Source organism: Streptomonospora sediminis (assembly GCF_054778995.1).
In genome coordinates, this window is the sequence record NZ_BAAGYZ010000069.1 from 1 (window position 1) to 15,509 (window position 15,509).

The 15,509-nt window shown below is 69.4% G+C and carries 15 protein-coding genes; 5 read left to right on the plus strand and 10 right to left on the minus strand.

All coding sequences use genetic code 11. The annotated features are described in order from the left end of the window. The first annotated feature begins 351 nt into the window (after positions 1–351). The gene (locus tag ACYVD5_RS13665; protein ID WP_461001514.1) at positions 352–1,488 is read left to right on the plus strand and encodes an FAD-dependent oxidoreductase; all 1,137 of its coding nucleotides are present in this window, start codon (positions 352–354) and stop codon (positions 1,486–1,488) included. Positions 1,489–1,585: 97 nt separating this feature from the next. Here ACYVD5_RS13665 and ACYVD5_RS13670 read toward each other — a convergent pair whose 3' ends face one another. The 3 genes from ACYVD5_RS13670 to ACYVD5_RS13680 form a co-directional block, all read right to left on the minus strand. Then, positions 1,586–1,930, minus strand: a complete 345-nt coding sequence (locus ACYVD5_RS13670) for a transcriptional regulator (protein WP_461001395.1) — start codon at positions 1,928–1,930, stop codon at positions 1,586–1,588. Then, the gene (locus ACYVD5_RS13675) at positions 1,927–2,379 is read right to left on the minus strand and encodes a hypothetical protein (RefSeq protein ID WP_461001396.1); all 453 of its coding nucleotides are present in this window, start codon (positions 2,377–2,379) and stop codon (positions 1,927–1,929) included. The genes ACYVD5_RS13670 and ACYVD5_RS13675 overlap by 4 nt, the downstream gene beginning before the upstream one ends. A gap of 133 nt (positions 2,380–2,512) precedes the next feature. After that, complete coding sequence (locus ACYVD5_RS13680) at positions 2,513–2,929, minus strand: hypothetical protein (protein ID WP_461001397.1); 417 nt, start codon at positions 2,927–2,929, stop codon at positions 2,513–2,515. 286 nt (positions 2,930–3,215) lie between these two features. Between ACYVD5_RS13680 and ACYVD5_RS13685 the strand changes: the two genes are divergently transcribed. Further along, positions 3,216–3,932 carry an alpha/beta fold hydrolase gene (locus ACYVD5_RS13685; RefSeq protein WP_461001398.1) on the plus strand — a complete coding sequence of 239 codons (717 nt, stop codon included), beginning with the start codon at positions 3,216–3,218 and terminating at the stop codon, positions 3,930–3,932. A gap of 123 nt (positions 3,933–4,055) precedes the next feature. On the opposite strand, the gene ACYVD5_RS13690 is transcribed toward ACYVD5_RS13685, so the two are convergent. Continuing rightward, positions 4,056–4,652 (minus strand): CGNR zinc finger domain-containing protein, encoded by a 597-nt coding sequence (locus tag ACYVD5_RS13690; RefSeq protein WP_461001399.1) that lies wholly within the window; start codon positions 4,650–4,652, stop codon positions 4,056–4,058. Between the two features lie 105 nt (positions 4,653–4,757). Here ACYVD5_RS13690 and ACYVD5_RS13695 point away from each other — a divergent pair, with 105 nt between their 5' ends. Continuing rightward, complete coding sequence (locus ACYVD5_RS13695; RefSeq protein ID WP_461001400.1) at positions 4,758–5,672, plus strand: EamA family transporter; 915 nt, start codon at positions 4,758–4,760, stop codon at positions 5,670–5,672. Between the two features lie 81 nt (positions 5,673–5,753). On the opposite strand, the gene sigJ is transcribed toward ACYVD5_RS13695, so the two are convergent. The 5 genes from sigJ to ACYVD5_RS13720 form a co-directional block, all read right to left on the minus strand. Continuing rightward, positions 5,754–6,653, minus strand: a complete 900-nt coding sequence (gene sigJ, locus ACYVD5_RS13700; RefSeq protein ID WP_461001401.1) for an RNA polymerase sigma factor SigJ — start codon at positions 6,651–6,653, stop codon at positions 5,754–5,756. After that, positions 6,650–7,810 carry an FAD-dependent oxidoreductase gene (locus ACYVD5_RS13705; RefSeq protein WP_461001402.1) on the minus strand — a complete coding sequence of 387 codons (1,161 nt, stop codon included), beginning with the start codon at positions 7,808–7,810 and terminating at the stop codon, positions 6,650–6,652. The genes sigJ and ACYVD5_RS13705 overlap by 4 nt, the downstream gene beginning before the upstream one ends. A 181-nt stretch (positions 7,811–7,991) precedes the next feature. Further along, the gene (locus tag ACYVD5_RS13710; protein WP_461001403.1) at positions 7,992–8,813 is read right to left on the minus strand and encodes a DedA family protein; all 822 of its coding nucleotides are present in this window, start codon (positions 8,811–8,813) and stop codon (positions 7,992–7,994) included. Positions 8,814–8,978: 165 nt separating this feature from the next. Continuing rightward, on the minus strand, positions 8,979–9,578 hold the full coding sequence (locus tag ACYVD5_RS13715; protein ID WP_461001404.1) for a TetR/AcrR family transcriptional regulator: 600 nt from the start codon (positions 9,576–9,578) through the stop codon (positions 8,979–8,981). 35 nt (positions 9,579–9,613) lie between these two features. Beyond that, positions 9,614–11,710 carry a molybdopterin-dependent oxidoreductase gene (locus ACYVD5_RS13720; protein WP_461001405.1) on the minus strand — a complete coding sequence of 699 codons (2,097 nt, stop codon included), beginning with the start codon at positions 11,708–11,710 and terminating at the stop codon, positions 9,614–9,616. A gap of 361 nt (positions 11,711–12,071) precedes the next feature. Here ACYVD5_RS13720 and ACYVD5_RS13725 point away from each other — a divergent pair, with 361 nt between their 5' ends. Next, positions 12,072–12,932: an alpha/beta fold hydrolase gene (locus tag ACYVD5_RS13725; RefSeq protein WP_461001406.1), complete on the plus strand. Its 861-nt coding sequence runs from the start codon at positions 12,072–12,074 to the stop codon at positions 12,930–12,932. A 452-nt stretch (positions 12,933–13,384) separates the two neighbouring features. On the opposite strand, the gene ACYVD5_RS13730 is transcribed toward ACYVD5_RS13725, so the two are convergent. Continuing rightward, entirely contained in the window at positions 13,385–13,960 is a 576-nt protein-coding gene (locus ACYVD5_RS13730; RefSeq protein ID WP_461001407.1) for a GNAT family N-acetyltransferase, read from the minus strand. A 408-nt stretch (positions 13,961–14,368) separates the two neighbouring features. Here ACYVD5_RS13730 and ACYVD5_RS13735 point away from each other — a divergent pair, with 408 nt between their 5' ends. Further along, positions 14,369–15,421: a pirin family protein gene (locus ACYVD5_RS13735; RefSeq protein ID WP_461001408.1), complete on the plus strand. Its 1,053-nt coding sequence runs from the start codon at positions 14,369–14,371 to the stop codon at positions 15,419–15,421. The last annotated feature ends 88 nt before the right edge of the window (positions 15,422–15,509 follow it).

Consider the following 15,509-nt stretch of genomic DNA (forward strand, 5'->3'; position numbering starts at 1 on the left):
CGTGAGACAGGGCCGGGTCCTTCACTTCGACGCCGCAGCCTCACGAAAGATCGAGGCTAGACCGGTGGGGATTCCAGCGGAGAGCCGATTGTCTCCGTGCAGCGAGGCTCCCCGGCTTTTCCACCTCACTGAACAGGAACGCCGCCAGCAGCCTGGCGGTCATCCGCCACCCGGCCCGGCACGAGGGCGAGATGCTCAGCGCGCTCGATCGGGGGCGCCATACGACCATCTACTGAATTTCCAAACACTTCTGAAATCCAATAATGTTCGGGGGGTCATGCCGATCCCGGCGCGTGGGCGAGGGAGGAGTGTGTGGTGCGGCCTGAAGAGTCACCCCGAAAGGCGCTGGTGGTGGGAGCCGGGATCGCCGGTCTGGCTACGGCCCTCCAGTTGGCACGGTTCGGCTGGCGGGTGACCGTCCTGGAGAGAGCCGCTCGGCTACGCGGAGGAGCGTTCGTCGTGGGCTTCTCCGGCGTTGGATACAACGCCGCCGAGCGGCTGGGATTGATCGAGGAGCTTCACCTCCTGGCATCGCCGTGGAGCCCAGTGCAGCATGTCGATGGCGATGGCAGGGTTCTGGCTTCGATGCCGGTCGAGTCCCAGCAGGCGTGGGTTGGAAACCGAATGATCTCGATCTTGCGGGGGGACTTGGAGCGCGTGCTTCACGACGCGCTCCCGTCGACTCTCGACCTGCGGTTCAGCGCGGACGTGACCGGGATCGACAACGAGCCGGACAGTGTCCAGGCCACGCTCAGCGATGGCTCGCGTCTCCACGTGGACCTGCTCGTCGGCGCCGACGGGCTGCATTCCACCGTCAGACGACTCGTGTTCGGCGCTGAGAAGAGGTATCGCCACGACTTCGGGGCGGCGGTGATGTCGTTCGAGGTCGATGACCCGCCGGGCCCGTTGGCCGACCGGACGACGTTCCTCGCGCTGGTCGGACGCGGAGTTGGCGTCTATCCGCAGCGCGGCAATCGCCTTGCCGCATTCTTCACCTTCGCCACCGAGCGCCTCCAGCCCTACCTCGCGTCCGGCCCTCTCCCGGTACTGCACCGCGTGTATGGAGATCTGGACTGGGCCTGGCCGGAACTGATCGCACGGGCGGAAACGGCAGACACGTTGTTCTTCGATACCATCAGCCAGATCCGAATGGAGTCGTGGAGCCGTCACAGGGTCGTACTCGTCGGCGATTCCGCCTGGTCGGTCAGCCTGCTCGCCGGATACGGCGCGTCACTCGCGGTCGGCGGCGGAGCCTTGCTGGGGACGATCCTCGACCAGCAGCGCGACATCGGAACCGCGTTGACGGAGTGGGAACAGCGGCTGCGACCGATCGTGCTCTCCAAGCAGCGCCGTGGGCGTCGATCCCGCGAACTGTTCATTCCTAGCAACCGCCTGTCGCTCGCGGCGCGGTCGATAGGCACCCGACTTGCCGGCACAAGGTGGGCCAACGCGCTACTCGGCCGAGCGGCCGGACTCGACGCCCGGTAGAGGGCGCGATACGTGCAGTGCTTCTCGTACACAAGCGACCATGTCGCCGACCTGTGCCTAGTGGAGCCGCCGACACCGCGAACGGCTTCTTCCGAGCCTACGCCTCGTTCAATCGGTCCGCCGAAGCGTTCCCGCCCGCCGAGGACCGGGGCCGACTCTCTCCGGCGATGTCCCGGAGAGCGGCCAAGTGTTCGTCCAGCGCGATACGCCCGGCCCGCGTGAGCTTGAGCCAGGTATGGGTCCTGGCGTTACGCGGTCCTTTGACGCTGCTCACATACCCCTCCGACTGGAGGATCTTGACCTGCTTACTGAGCACGGAGTCGCTCACTCCGAGCGTGTCACGAGCAGCTCCGAACTCCACCGAGTCGGCAGCGGCGAGCATCGCACATAACCGCAACCGATTCGGCGGGTGAATCACCTCGTTGAAGACCGCCCGGCTCATGCGCTCCCCTGCCGGAGGTCAGCCAATACGCGCGACTCGATCCGGCGACCGCAGATCACGGTGAGAACCAGGACGAGCGCACCGCTGGCAGCCATCGCCCAAGGCAGGCCCGCCCCCCACTGCAACAGGATCCCCACGGCAATCAGGAGCGTGAGTGCGAGCGCGTAACCGCCACTCGACCGACGTGACTCCGGCGTCGCGCCGTAACGGTTAATCGCCACCCCGTTTCTGCGGTCGACCAGCGCCGACAATACCGTGGGGACGACAGCCCCGCCGCCGATGACCGCGTAGGGAATCAGATCCCAACTGAAGCTGCCCATTCCGACGGCGATCGCCATCGACACCCCCAGAGCCGGGTGGTACCACCACGGACTGGCCCCTCGGTCAACCACCCGGCATTGGACGTCCTGCACACTGTTCAGAGCGTCCTGCGCCGTCACATCGTCCATGGATCCGCCTCCCTCACCCCGACTTTCCATCATGGAAACTCTAACATCGGGTTTCCATGATGGAAAGTCGGGCGGCCGCAGTGTTGTCACGGTACGTGACGACAGATTGAGCTCGGCGAAGTTTCGGCGCTCGTCAGTCCCAGTGGTTGAAGAGGGCCTCGCCGAGGTTGCCGGGCCGCCAGTACTTGATGTCGTCAGGCGCGACATCAGGCCAGGCTGCGAAATCGAACGGGCCGTTCAGCTCCGACGAGGCCAGCACCTGGAACCCCGGCAGCTCTGCCAGGACAGCCGTCAGCGCGGGAGCGTGGACGAACGTCAACGGGCCCGACTCCCTGGCTCCGTCGACGAATTCGATGGTTCGGGGTTCTGCGACCGCCAGTATCGCCGAGTCACGCGTGCAGGCCACGGCGACCTTGTGCTCACGGTAAGCGACGATCCCTTGGTGGAAGTTAGGGGTCACGTCGCCGGCGAGGCGGAACTCGACCACCTCGCCGCCAGTACGCCGGGCCGCCGTGTAACAGGCGTGCCGGAGACCACGGATGTCCGCCATCTGATGAAGATATCCACTTCGTCGCAGTGCTGTCGGTAGCCGGGACGTGAGAGGGCGACTACTGCCGGGAACTGTCACGGCGCGCATATGACCGCAGGAACCGGCCGTCCACAGGGAAATCCGCTGAACGCTGTGCGTCCCCGGGAATGAAGGAGCGCCGCGGGGCCCATTCCCGCCCGGCTGTCAGTCGGTGATACGTGTAATGCCCCGGGCGTTGCAAAACTCACCGCGAAACGATGACGGGTGATTCTGCGCCCCCGATTCCCGCGCTCCCATACTGGACCCCATGGCGACCATGACCGAACACCTGATCGTACTCGTCCACAGTCCGCTGGTGGGCCCGCTGACCTGGGATCCAACGGCCGCGCACCTGCGGGATAAGGGACATCGCGTTGCCGTCCCCTCGCTGACCGCGGTTGCTGACGAAGGTCCTCCGTACTACCGGAAGTTCACTGAGGCAGCGGTAAGCGCATTGGGCGGGGAGGAGAACAATGGCCGGGTGGTGTTGGTCGGCCATAGTGGCGCGGGACCGCTGCTACCGGCGATCGCCGAGGCCGTGGGAGACGGAGTTCGGGGGTCGGTGTTCGTTGACGCCCTCCTTCCGCACCCGGGCCGCAGTTGGTTCGATACCGCACCGCCGCCATTGCGCGAGCAGGTGGCCGGTCTGGCCCGTGCCGGCCGCCTTCCCCGCTGGAACGAGTGGTTTCCGGCGGGGACGCTCGACACCCTGGTGCCCGATGCGGGTACGCGGGAGCGGTTCGTCGCCGAGCTTCCGGAGCTGCCGGTGGCGTTCTTCGAGGAACCGGCGCCGACCGTGCGCGGCGGCGCTCCGCCTTGGTGCGCCTACGTGCGGTTGAGCGCAGCCTACGACCAGGAGGCTGCGGACGCGGAACGCCGAGGCTGGTGGGTACACCGCGAGAACGCCGACCACCTCGCCGTGCTCACGCGGCCCCAGCAGATCGCCGACGTGATCGAGCAGGCCATCGGTGTGGCCGACGTGTGACCGAGGCCGTGCGGCGCTTCGGGCGGCGCCACCGGGGCGTTCCTCACCGTCCTGCCACCCGCGGGTCGTTCGGGACAGGGCCGCAATGCGACCTGGGATCACCGTACGCGACCAACGCGTGACTCAGTCCGTGGCGGTCGCGCCGGCGTGGTGCGTGCTGGTGTAGTGCCTGCGCTGCCGCGCGCGGTTGCCGCAGTCGGCGGGGTCGCACCAGCGGCGGCTGCGGTTGCGGGTGGTGTCGAGGAAAACCCATCGGCATTCGCGGCAGGCGCGAACACGAGCGAGGGACTCCTCTGAGGTGAGGAGCCGCACCGCGTCGAGGGCGAGGACACCGATGAGGCGGGGGGTGTCGTCGACCCACACGGCATGCGTTCCGCCAGGTGGGAACTCCAGGCGCGCCCGCTCCCGGGCGGCGAGGGCGGCCGCACTGATCCGTCCCAGACAGGTTGCCGCGGGTTCCCTCGAGTCCGCGACAGCGAGGAATACTTGGGCGAGGACCTCGCGAAACCCGAGCAGCTCGGACGGGTCGCCCAGAACGGCCCTGGGGAAGCCGGCCGCCTCGCTCCATATGGCCGCATTGTCGACCGGACAGAGCCAGTCGTGGTGGCGCGCGGTGCCGCGGTAGCTCACCAGATTGGCGAAGTCGAGGCAGGGTGCGCCGCCGATGAGCTTGTAGGTCCCCCGATACGGGCCCGGGTCGAGGTCGAGACTGTCGGCCATCACCACCCTCCTCTCCTAACACCCTTGAGTCATTTGACACGTTAGCATCCGTGCGCCATCGTGCACTTAATGCTCAAAGTGGAGTTCGACCGTTAGGGTGCGGCGATGTTCACCACCAAAGCGGGGCGCCGACCCTGCGCACAGCGGGTTCGCCCCGAACTCTTCTTCGTGGCTTCGGCGATCTTCCACTACCTGGGTCCGTCGTTCGCGGTGCTGCTGTTCATCCGGGTCGAGCCTCTCGGTGTGGCCTGGCTGCGCATCCTCTCGGCCGCCGTGATCTTCGCCCTCTGGCGCCGACCGTGGCGGGCCTGGTTAGCGGCCGGACGCAAGGAGCGCGCGACGGTCGTCGCCTGGGGTTTCCTCCTCGCGCACATGAACGCGGTGTTCTACCTCGCGATCGACGTCCTACCGCTGGGGACTGTGGCGGCGATCGAGTTCGCGGGGCCCATCGCGCTTGCGGCGGTCGCGGTGCGCAGTCTCCGCAACCTCGGCGCCCTGGCGCTCACGGTCGGCGGGGTCGCCGCCCTGAGCCAGGTGAGCCTTGCCGGGGCGCCGCTGGGGTTCGTCTTCGCGTTCGCGAACATGGCCCTGTTCGCCGGATATATCATCATCGGCCATCGGGTATCGAGGAACGAGCACCTCGCTGGCGTGGACGGGCTTGCGGCGGCGATGATGGTCGCGGGTGTCGTCGCACTCCCCCTCGGCGTCACCGATGCGCTCCCCGCCTTCACCAGTCCCGTGGCGATCGGCGCGGCGATCGGCGTCGGCATCACGTCCTCGGTGATTCCCTACGCCTTCGATCAGATGGCCATGCGCAGGCTGGCGCGTGGGACCTACGCGCTAATGACAGCACTGCTTCCCGCCACCGCGACAGTCATCGGAATCCTCGTCTTGGCGCAGGTGCCGAGGCCGCTGGAAGTCCTGGGAGTGGGCCTCGTTATCGTGGCCGTGGCGGTGCACCGCGAACACGAGGCGCCCGCCGCGACCGCCGACCCGGCCTCACCTCCACGGGACACTTGAGCATCGTGTAACACCAAGACAGGAGTCCGCCGACCAACTGGCGCGCAATACGGTGAGGACAGCCGCCGCCCCCGCGCTCGGCTACGGGAGTTCGTCCCGGTCGAGAGCGGCCGTGTCGAGGCCAGCCAGTTTCTCCGGGTTGACGATCAGCCGGACCGCGGTCACTCTCGCGTCGGCCAGCTCCAGCGCGAACAGGGCAAAGGGGCGCCCCTCCGATAGCACCAGCGACGCGGGAGCGCCGTTCACCTCGACCTGCGTGAACTCGGTGTGGGGTGGCGGCCGCCGGGCGATGCCCACCAGGAAGCGCCCGACCTTGTCGGCGCCGGTGATCCTCCGCAGTGGTGCCCGTGCCCGGCCACCGCTGTCACTGGCCAGCTCGACCTCGGGCGCCAGGATCTCCAGTAGGCCCGCCATGTCGCCCCCGATACAGGCCGCGAGGAAACGCTCGGTCACCTCGCGGTGGCGCCTCCGGTCCGTATCGAAACGGGGGCGCCGCGCCTGGACGTGGCTGCGGGCTCGGTGCCCGAGTTGCCGAACCGACGACTCGCCGCGTCCGAGAATCTCGCCGATCTCGGCATAGGAGAAGGCGAACGCCTCACGCAGCACGAACACCGCACGCTCCAGCGGAGACAGCGTCTCCAGGACCACCAGGAGCCCGAGAGACACCGTGTCGCCGTGTTCGACGTCCTCGGCCACGTCCGGGCTGGTCAGGATCGGCTCGGGGAGCCACGGTCCCACGTAGGACTCGCGCCTGGCCCGTGCGGACCGCAACCGGTCCAATGCGAGGTTGGTCGCGGTGCGCACCAGGAACCCGGTCGGGTTGCCCACCCGCCCAGGGTCGACGTCGCGCCAGCGCAACCACGCGTCCTGCACGACGTCCTCGGCCTCGGCGGCGTCACCCAGGATCCGGTAGGCCACCCCGAAGAGCAGCTCCCGGCTGTCCGTGAAGTGGGCCGTGTGATCCTGACGTTCCTCGCTCACCTGGAGAGCGTCCCACGTGCGTCGGTCGTCGCGGCCGCTCGCGCCGCGTGGAGCGCGCTCGCGATGGTCACCTCGCTAAGGAGGCCCGGGGCCGCCACCTGGTCACCGACCAGGTAGACACCGTTCCCGCGGTCAACCGCCGGACGGTCGCGCCAGGTGGTTCCGGGCAGGTCGAGCGCGCCGCTGCGGGAGTCCGCCACCGACGCGCGTCGCCAGGTCGTGCGGTCCTCCCACCCTGGAATGGCCTGGTTCAGTAGCGGAGCCATCCGCTCCAGCCCTCGCGGCTTCGACTCCCCGCTTCTCAGCGGCAGCTGTGCCTGAACCAGGGACTCGCCCTCAGGGGCGAGCGACGGGTCAACGCTGGTGTAGCGCTCCACGAAGCCCGCCTCGTCGTGGTCGAACACGAGGAAGGCGTCGCCCGCGTCCTGGCGTACCCCCAGGTCCAGCATGACCGTTCGTCCACTCTCGGTCGTGAGCGCGTCGTCGCCGAGGAGCCTGCGGGCGGCCACCAGTGACGCGGCCACGACCACCGGCGGGTCCGGCAGCTCGTGCACCCGGGTACCGGTGCGGATCTCGACCCCCAGCGAACGGGCGAGCCCGGCGAGGTTGTCCACCAGGGTCTGCCATCCGCCGAGCACGTACCGCACCGCCGGGTACCGCGGCCGGGTGACGCGCAGGAACCGTTCCCACACGAACGCCGCCGACAGCCGCCCGGGATCGGAGTCGAAGGTCACCACTCCGGTGAAGCTGGCGATCTGGCGTGCCGTGGTGGGGCCGAACCGTCGGGTCGCCCATTCGGTGAAGGCCGGTTCCACCGGGGCGCGCAGCCCCCGCTGCGCCGCGGCCCGCAGCACCCCCGCCGGGGGGCGCCGGTGCAGTCGTCCGCCGTGCCGGAACCGCAGCCCCCTGGCTTCCGACAGGCCCAGTTTCGCCGCCGGGACCAGGTTCCGTGCCGCGAGCCAGCGCCATTCCGGTCCGTCGCTGTAGAAGACGTGTGGGCCCTCGTTGGCTATGTAGGGCGCGGGCGTCGACCTCGCGCGTCCCCCCAGGGTCTCGTGCGCCTCGAACAGGGTGACGCGGGCTCCGGACTCGGCGGCGGAGATGGCGGTGACGAGCCCACCGAGCCCGCCACCCACGACCGTGATGTTCTGGGTCATATTCGAACCTCCCTCACCGATCACGACGGGGCCGCGATCGCGAACGTGACATGGCGGGTGGGTCCGTCCGGTTCCCGCGTCGCCGCCTCCGCGCACGGCGCCGAGGCGGCCGGGCCGCACTGGCCGCGCCTGCCGCACCCGCGGTAGCGGCCCGCTCTGGACGGCGTGGAGGTGCCCCTGGTCATGCCGGGGGCTGGTCCCCACCCGGGTGGGTGGGCTCCTCCGCCTCGCCGCGGCCGGTGTCGCGCTTTCCGACGCGTCCCAGACGCGCCCGGATCATGGGCACGAACGGCAGCGCCACGGCGATGGCGAGGGTGATCCAGATGGCGTAGTCGTCGATGGCGATGATGACGTCGACGGCGTCCTGCCCGAGGGCGTAGCCGCACCCGGCGACAACCGAGGTGAGGGCTGTCGCGGCCAGCGTGTCCAGCACGAGGAACGTACCCAGGCGCATCCCGGTCCACCCGGCCACGCCGTACACGATCACGCGGGGGATGCCTGGCAGGTAGCAGAGCACGACAGCGGCCCGGACGAGCCACGGGTTCATGTTCTGCAACCGGTCGGCGAGCCGCTGCGCGCGCTCGGTGGTGGCGAACATGTCGATCATGCCCCGGCCCCACCGTCGGCCGGTCCACCAGAACACCCAGTTGATTTTGATGATGCCCACGGTCCCGGCGGCGATCGCGCCCCACAGCGGTATCTCACCGATGCGCGCGTAGGCCGCCGCCGCACCGATCGACGTCTTACTACCGGTCACGAGCGCGAGCAGCACGGGATGGTCGGCGATCAACAGTGGCCGCAACGGCCACATCACCAGCAACACGGTGAACATCCCGAGAATGGTGGCCAGCAGTGCCTTGTCCGTCCGGGTCGCCTTGCCACGCCACGGTTTGATCTGCTCCCACGGGTTCCGTCCGTCCACCGGCCGGTCCCCAGGGGGCGTGTGGCCCTGCCGGGGGTCGGGGAGCGGTTCCGCGGGCTCGGCGCTTGGCTGGGAAGTCATGGTGTTCAGACTGTCAGCGAGGTCGCGCGGGCAACACTCCCAGGTGGCACGTCATTGGCGTGCGTTGTGAGGGTCCCCGCGATTACACGTGTCATGGTGGTCGGAGTGCGCGTCGTGGAGTGTGCGAGGACACCGGGGGTGCCCACCGCCCGACCACACACCTCTCTACCCCGAGTGCTCCGGCGCGCCCAGCGAACGCAGCACCGCCCGCACCGCACCACGCAGCCACTCCCGGTCGACCGTCACGTAGTCCGGTCGGGTCAGGGCACCGAACAGGACCCCGTCGAGCTGCGAGACGAACAGGGCGGCGCTGCGCTCCGGCTCCGGGAGTCCCGCTTCGCGCATGCCAGAGGCGGCGCGCTCCAGAAACCTCCCGCTCGCTGCGGCGTACCATGACTCGCTGTCCCGCGCCAGGGACGCGTCGAGGTACAGGACCATGCGGGCCCGGGTCCGGTGCCGCGCCTCACCGAGCCAGGTCTCCAACACCCCTGTCAGGGCCTCCACCGCAAGCTCGGGCGAGCGCCACCACGCCGGCGGTAGCCGGTCGAGGATCGCCTCGTCGAGCTCCAGGATCCGGGCCAGCGCGCCCTCGACGAGCGCCCTGCGGGTCCGGAAACAACTGCTCGTGCTTCCGGGGGGTAGCTGCGCACGCACATCGACCGCGCGGTGCGTCAAGCCGCGCAGCCCGGACTCGGCGATCACCGCGACAGCACCATCGGCCGCCCTTTCGCGTCGTGTCCGGTCCGGTCCCGTTCGGATGGGCATGGCGTCAGAATAGACGCGTACCGCTTTCGTCCCGGTCATTCGCACCGCACGGTGACGGGGAAACCGTTGAGGATCGCGGTGGCACCGGTTTCGTCCACGTCGAGCGGGTCGGTGACGTCGTTGGCGCTCTCTCCCGCCACCCGCCGCGCGGTGGACAGCCGCACACCCGGCCGGTCGTGCCCGAAACCGTGGGGAAGGCTCACGACCCCCCGCATGAGGTCGGTCGTGGCGCGCACGTCGGTCACCAGTTCGCCCGAACGGGACCGGACGCGGGCGCGCCCGCCGTCAGGGATCCCGCGGTCACGCATGTCGTCGGGGTGCATGAGCAGGTGGTGCCGCGGACGGCCGCTCACCAGCCGGGCCGTGTTGTGCAGCCACGAGTTGTTCCCACGCGTCTGCCTGCGCCCGACCAGCAGGAGCTCGTGTTCGTCGGGAGGGTCGAGCAGCTCGGTGGCGGCGCGGTCCGCCGCCGCGACCAGGATCGGGGGAGCGCCGCGCACCCGACGATCGCGGGTCCGCAACCGCCCGGGCAGGCTGGGACGCAACGCCCCCAGGTCGCGCCCGTTCGGCGAGCGGCGCAACCGGCGCAGCGAGAGCCGGTACGGGCCGAACCGCAGCCCAAGGTCGACGATGCGTGCCGGGGTGGTCCGAAGCATCAGCCAGTCGGTCCATGCCCCCGAGCGGACGAGCGAACGGTAGCGGCGGCCGAGCTCGGCGAAGATCTGCCAGTCGTGGCGTGCGGTGTCCGGCTTCGGGAACAGGGCCGGGGCATAGCGGGCGGTGTTGCGCACGGCGAGCAGGTGAAACACGAGGTCGTAGTGGTCGCGTTCGAGCGCGTCGGTGGGTGGCAGGATGACGTCGGCGTGCCGGGTCGTCTCGTTGATGTAGAAGTCGATCGCGGCCATGAAGTCCAGCCCGGGAAGCGTCTCCGCCAGGGCGGTGCCTCCGGGGACGGAGAGCACCGGATTGCCGGCGACGGTGAGCAGCGCCCGAACCTGGCCCGAACCCGGGCTGCGGATCTCATCGGCGAGTGTCACCGCGGGCAGCTCCCCTCCGATCTCGGGAAGTCCCCGTACACGGCTGGCCCACCGACCGTAGCTCCCCGGGTCGACGGCGCCATTGCGGATGGGGTCGATCGCCGGTGCGGTCAGCAGGGTGCCGCCCGGCCGGTCCAGGTTGCCGGTGAGCGCGTTGAGAAGTTGTATGCCCCACTGGCACAGCACCCCGTACCGCTGGGTCGACACGCCCATGCGCCCGTAGCAGGCGGCGGAGGGCGCCGTGGCGAACGCGCGAGCGAGGCGGCGGATATCTCCGGCCGCGATCCCCGTCACCGCGGCGGCACGCTCGGGAGTGAACGGCTCCACCGCGCGCACAACCTTGGCGATGCCGCCGATGTAGTGGGCGGGCCGGGCGAGATCCTCGCGCAGTATCACGTGGGCCATCGCGAACAGCAGGGCGGCGTCAGTGCCGGGCCGGATGGGGTGGTGCGCGTCGGCGCGGCGCGCCGTCTCGGTGCGGCGGGGGTCGACCACGACCAGTCGCCCGCCGCGTTTCCGCAGTTCCGTCAGCCGGCGCCCGAATCCGGGCGCGGTCATGATGCTCCCATTGGACACGACAGGGTTCGCGCCAAGCACGAGCAGATGGTCGGTGCGGTCGATGTCGGGCACCGGCAGCAGCCACTGGTTCCCGTACATCTGGTGGGCGACGATCTGGTGCGGCAACTGGTCGAGCGAGGTCGCCGAGTAACGGTTGCGGGTGGCCAGCGTCCGCACGAACGCCGGCCCGTGCGTCATCGAACCGAGGCTGTGCACCACAGGGTTGCCCTGGTAGACCGCCACGGCGTCGGCACCGTGTTCCCGACGGATCCGCGCCAGCTCCTCCGCCACCAGGTCGAGGGCGTCGTCCCATGAGATCTCCGTCCAGCCGTCGGGCCCCCTGCGCACCGGGGTCCGCAACCGGTCGGGGTCGTCATGCACGTCCTGCAGCGCGAACGCCTTGGGGCAAATGTGGCCGCGGGACAACGGGTCGTCGGGGTCCCCGCGAAGGCCAACGATGCGATCGTCGTGGACGTCGACTCGCAGCGCGCACATCGCCTCGCACAGGGGGCACACACTCTTACGGGACTCAGCCATGCTACAGATGTAGCATGACTTGCTATATATGTAGCAAACCCGCCCATCGCACCACGTGTCCGAGGGCGTTCTGGCCGAACGGTTCCACTTGCGGGGCCGCGCGCCTGCGCGGGATCAGCGAACTCCGCACGCCTGCGGGCGTGCGCCGCCGCCCACGCCCTTTGGACGGCGCCGCCACTGGCAAACGTCATCCCGGATCGGTGACGAGCGCGCCTGTCCACAGCCGACTGACGTCGCGAGAATCCACATCATGAGCGATGACACGCCTCTGGCCCCGGGTGTGCCGCTCCTGGAGAGCAGCGGAGCAAATGAGTGAACCCACCGAGCGCTGGGAGCGCTCGTCAGACAGTGAGGACCAGTGATGAGCGGCCAGCGGAGCGTGGAACTCGAAGAGGGGCGCATCACCTATCGCGTCCTCGGGGAATCCGGGAGGCCCGTCGTACTGCTGCACGGCGGCGGTCTGGACAACGGAGGATGGACGTGGAGGTGGCTGGCCCCCGAGCTCGCCACCGACCACCGGGTGTTCGTGCCCGACCACCCCAAGCATGGTGGCAGTTGGCCCTGGAAGGGCCGTGCCGACCAGCGCGGGCAGGAGTACATACTGGAGCGGCTCCTCGACCATTGGGGGCTGGAGTCGGCGACCTTGATCGGTCTCTCCCTGGGCTCGGCGACCTCCCTCGGATTCGCGCTGCGGCGGCCGGAGCGCGTCGACCGCCTGGTGCTCACCTCCTGCGGCGGAATCCAGGACCGGGTGGCCTCACACGAGCTCGCGTATCTTTCTCTGAGGACACCCATGTCCTGGCTGCTCACGCGTATGTGCACACCCTCCGGGCTGGAACGCTGGGTCCTCACCCACGTGGCCTTCTCGGATGACGTTCCGGCCGAGGAGATCACCGAACTGGCCGCGATGGCCGCCGAGGAATACCGTGCCAAGCGTCGCTGGAACGGTCACATGTTCTGCGACTGGAACCGCTTCGAGATCGGGTTCCGGCGGATGCGCACCGACTTCATGGCGCGCGTTGGGAATCTCTCCTGTCCCGTTCTCTTCGTACACGGAGCTGAGGACTCCGCGGTGCCAGTACGTTTCCCCCGCGAGGCCGCTGGACGTGTTTCACACGGGCGGCTGGAGGTGATCGAGGGCGCTGGCCATTTCGTCCCGATCGAACGCCCCACGGAATACGGCGCGGTCGTTCGCTCATTTCTCGCCGAGGCGCCCCGGTAACCCGATCGCTGACCCGCGCCCGCAAGACCCTGGGGTACCGCACCCCCGCAGAGGCCCTCCACGAACACCTCGTTGCAACCACCGATTGACATCACCGCCCGGGCGGGCGCGCGTGTGTCCGTTATGCCGGATTAAAGGGTGGCCGTGCGCCCGTTATATGTCGGGTTCCCGGCGATGATCATGCAGAAATGCCCGTCTCAGCTCCAATATTTGGGCATTTCCGCAGGGTCGGTGCGCCGCCCCGGCCCCTGCGGGCGGGACCGGTGACCGCCCGCCCCGGCCGCCGTGGTACCGGTGGCAGAGCTGCCGGTCAACCGCAACGGCAAGCTCGACCGGGCGGCGCTGCCCGTGGTGAGAGTCGCCGCGCTGGGGCGTCTGGCCGGCTGGTGGTGCGGTCCATCCCACCAATCCGCGCCCGCCCGCGGGAGAACCGGCACCCGCTCCCCCACCGGTTACGCGTCGGCGACGGTACGGCGCATCGCCGGTCGATCCTTCTTGCGGCGCGCCACTTCGGTGAACCCGGCTTCATGAAACGCCGACGCGATGCCGGTCATGGCGTTGTCCGCGCCCGCGGCCCGGCCTGGTGCAGGCTCGACGGGGAAGCCCTCAACCGTGTGCCGGCCGTGCTCGGCGGCGAAGTCGCACGCCGCGGCGATCATCTTCGCCTGAAGCCGCTGCTGGCGGTGGCTGCGTCGCACGAACAAACAGCTGATCACCCATACCGGCGTATCATCGAGCGGCTTGGTCACCTGCGAACGCTGTAGGCGAGGATACTCCGAGCGGTCGCCGATTCCGACCCAGCCCACGGCCTCGTCGGCAACATAGGACACCAGCCCGGGAGGAGGCTGCCGGCCTGCGCGCTCACGCAGCGTATCCCGGTTGCCGTCCCCCCGGCCGGCCTCCCATTCTTTGAACGAGACCCGCCAGTGCATGCACCAGCATCCTCGCGCTCCCCCGTTTGACCCCATGACCTGCTCGAAGTCCTGCCATGTTTCAGGGGTGAGCGGTGCCGCCGTGAAATCTGCCATGCCCATGTTCCCTTGCCTTCGCAACTTCCGGGCCAATGCTGATGGTGACCGTACATGAAGCCGGTTGCAGGTACCGGAGAGTCCGCGATCGGTCCCCGGCTTGCCGACCGGGTCGGCGTCCCGCAGGCTGAGGGAGACGAGTTCCGCCCAGGCCGGCATCGACATGATGACGGCCGGGGCACAACCCGCCGACGAGGATCGCCGGCGCCGGCTCGGCTCGGGCGGCACCTGGGCGCGCGGTCGGGTGGCGCTCGGCTGGATGGCGGGCTGCTCCGCCTTCCAGCCGACCTACCGCGGCCGACTGCGGGCCCGGCTCCCTTACCGAGGGGCGGTGCGGCCGTAGGACGGGCATCCCCTCCTCGGCCACGACAGCCGCATTCGCGCCCGCGAGGCAGAAGGGATACCGCAATGACCAACCCAGAGGCTCACCCGGTCCCCCACGTGTGCACCGAGGGCGGTCTGCCAGGACCGTGGGCGGAATGCGAGGGCAGAGCCCCGGTCGAGATCATCAGCGCCCGTGCCGTGCCGCTGGGTGGGCCGCGCGCGATGAACGTGCGCCGCACACTGCCGCAACGGCAGCGTTCGTTGATCGGAGCGTGGTGCTTCGTCGACCATTACGGGCCGGACAACGTGGCGGCCACCGGCGGGATGGACGTGGCGCCGCATCCGCACACCGGGCTGCAGACGGTCAGTTGGTTGTTCGACGGCGCCATCTCCCACATCGACTCCGGCGGCAACAGCGCAGACGTCCTCCCCGGGGAGATGAACCTGATGACGGCTGGGGCCGGCATCTGCCACTCCGAGACCTCCGCCCCGGCCACCGGCCGGCTCCACGGGGTGCAACTCTGGCTCGCCCTGCCGGAGGAGGCCCGGCACACCGGGGAACGCCGTTTCGAGCATTTCGTGCCTGAACCCGTCGAGTTCGCCGGGGGGTACGCGCTGGTCTTCCTCGGTTCGCTGCTGGGCACGCGTTCGCCGGTGAGCGTGTACACGCCGCTGGTGGGGGCCGAACTCCGGCTCGCCCCCGGCGCTGCGATCGATCTCGAGGTCGATCCCGGGTTCGAACACGGTCTGCTGGTGGACACCGGCGAGTCCGTCACGCTCGAAGGCGTGCACGTGCCCAAGGACGCCGTGGGCTACACCGGGGTGGGGTCGGAGGCACTGCGCATCTCCAGCGGCGGCGAGGAACCGGCCAGGGTCGTGCTCCTGGGAGGTGCCCCCTTCGGCGAGGAGGTCGTCATGTGGTGGAACTTCCTGGGCCGCTCGACTGAGGAGATCAGGCGGTACCGGGACGAGTGGGAGAACCACGGCGAGCGGTTCGGGCGCGTCGAAGGTTACGTGGGACACGGCGGCTCGGGGAAGAACCGCGACGGGATGGCGAGAATTCCTGCCCCGGAGCTGCCCCGGGTCCGGATGCGGCCGCGGAAGAACCCTGCACCCCACGCACGGTTCGACGGCTGACCGGCCCGGTCGGCGCTCGCCCCGCCTCGTCCTGCGAACCGCCGGCCCAACGCCACCGAGTCGGACGCCGTCCCCACCAGAGAGGTAC

What these genes read in the sequence shown, in the direction of transcription:
- ACYVD5_RS13705 (WP_461001402.1), bottom strand. Translation starts at nt 7,810, where the DNA reads ATGACCCAGAACATCACGGTCGTGGGTGGCGGGCTCGGTGGGCTCGTC.
- ACYVD5_RS13710 (WP_461001403.1), bottom strand. Translation starts at nt 8,813, where the DNA reads ATGACTTCCCAGCCAAGCGCCGAGCCCGCGGAACCGCTCCCCGACCCC.
- ACYVD5_RS13690 (WP_461001399.1), bottom strand. Translation starts at nt 4,652, where the DNA reads ATGGCCGACAGTCTCGACCTCGACCCGGGCCCGTATCGGGGGACCTAC.
- ACYVD5_RS13680 (WP_461001397.1), bottom strand. Translation starts at nt 2,929, where the DNA reads ATGGCGGACATCCGTGGTCTCCGGCACGCCTGTTACACGGCGGCCCGG.
- ACYVD5_RS13670 (WP_461001395.1), bottom strand. Translation starts at nt 1,930, where the DNA reads ATGAGCCGGGCGGTCTTCAACGAGGTGATTCACCCGCCGAATCGGTTG.
- ACYVD5_RS13720 (WP_461001405.1), bottom strand. Translation starts at nt 11,710, where the DNA reads ATGGCTGAGTCCCGTAAGAGTGTGTGCCCCCTGTGCGAGGCGATGTGC.
- ACYVD5_RS13685 (WP_461001398.1), top strand. Translation starts at nt 3,216, where the DNA reads ATGGCGACCATGACCGAACACCTGATCGTACTCGTCCACAGTCCGCTG.
- ACYVD5_RS13715 (WP_461001404.1), bottom strand. Translation starts at nt 9,578, where the DNA reads ATGCCCATCCGAACGGGACCGGACCGGACACGACGCGAAAGGGCGGCC.
- ACYVD5_RS13695 (WP_461001400.1), top strand. Translation starts at nt 4,758, where the DNA reads ATGTTCACCACCAAAGCGGGGCGCCGACCCTGCGCACAGCGGGTTCGC.
- ACYVD5_RS13735 (WP_461001408.1), top strand. Translation starts at nt 14,369, where the DNA reads ATGACCAACCCAGAGGCTCACCCGGTCCCCCACGTGTGCACCGAGGGC.
- ACYVD5_RS13725 (WP_461001406.1), top strand. Translation starts at nt 12,072, where the DNA reads ATGAGCGGCCAGCGGAGCGTGGAACTCGAAGAGGGGCGCATCACCTAT.
- ACYVD5_RS13675 (WP_461001396.1), bottom strand. Translation starts at nt 2,379, where the DNA reads ATGGACGATGTGACGGCGCAGGACGCTCTGAACAGTGTGCAGGACGTC.
- ACYVD5_RS13730 (WP_461001407.1), bottom strand. Translation starts at nt 13,960, where the DNA reads ATGGCAGATTTCACGGCGGCACCGCTCACCCCTGAAACATGGCAGGAC.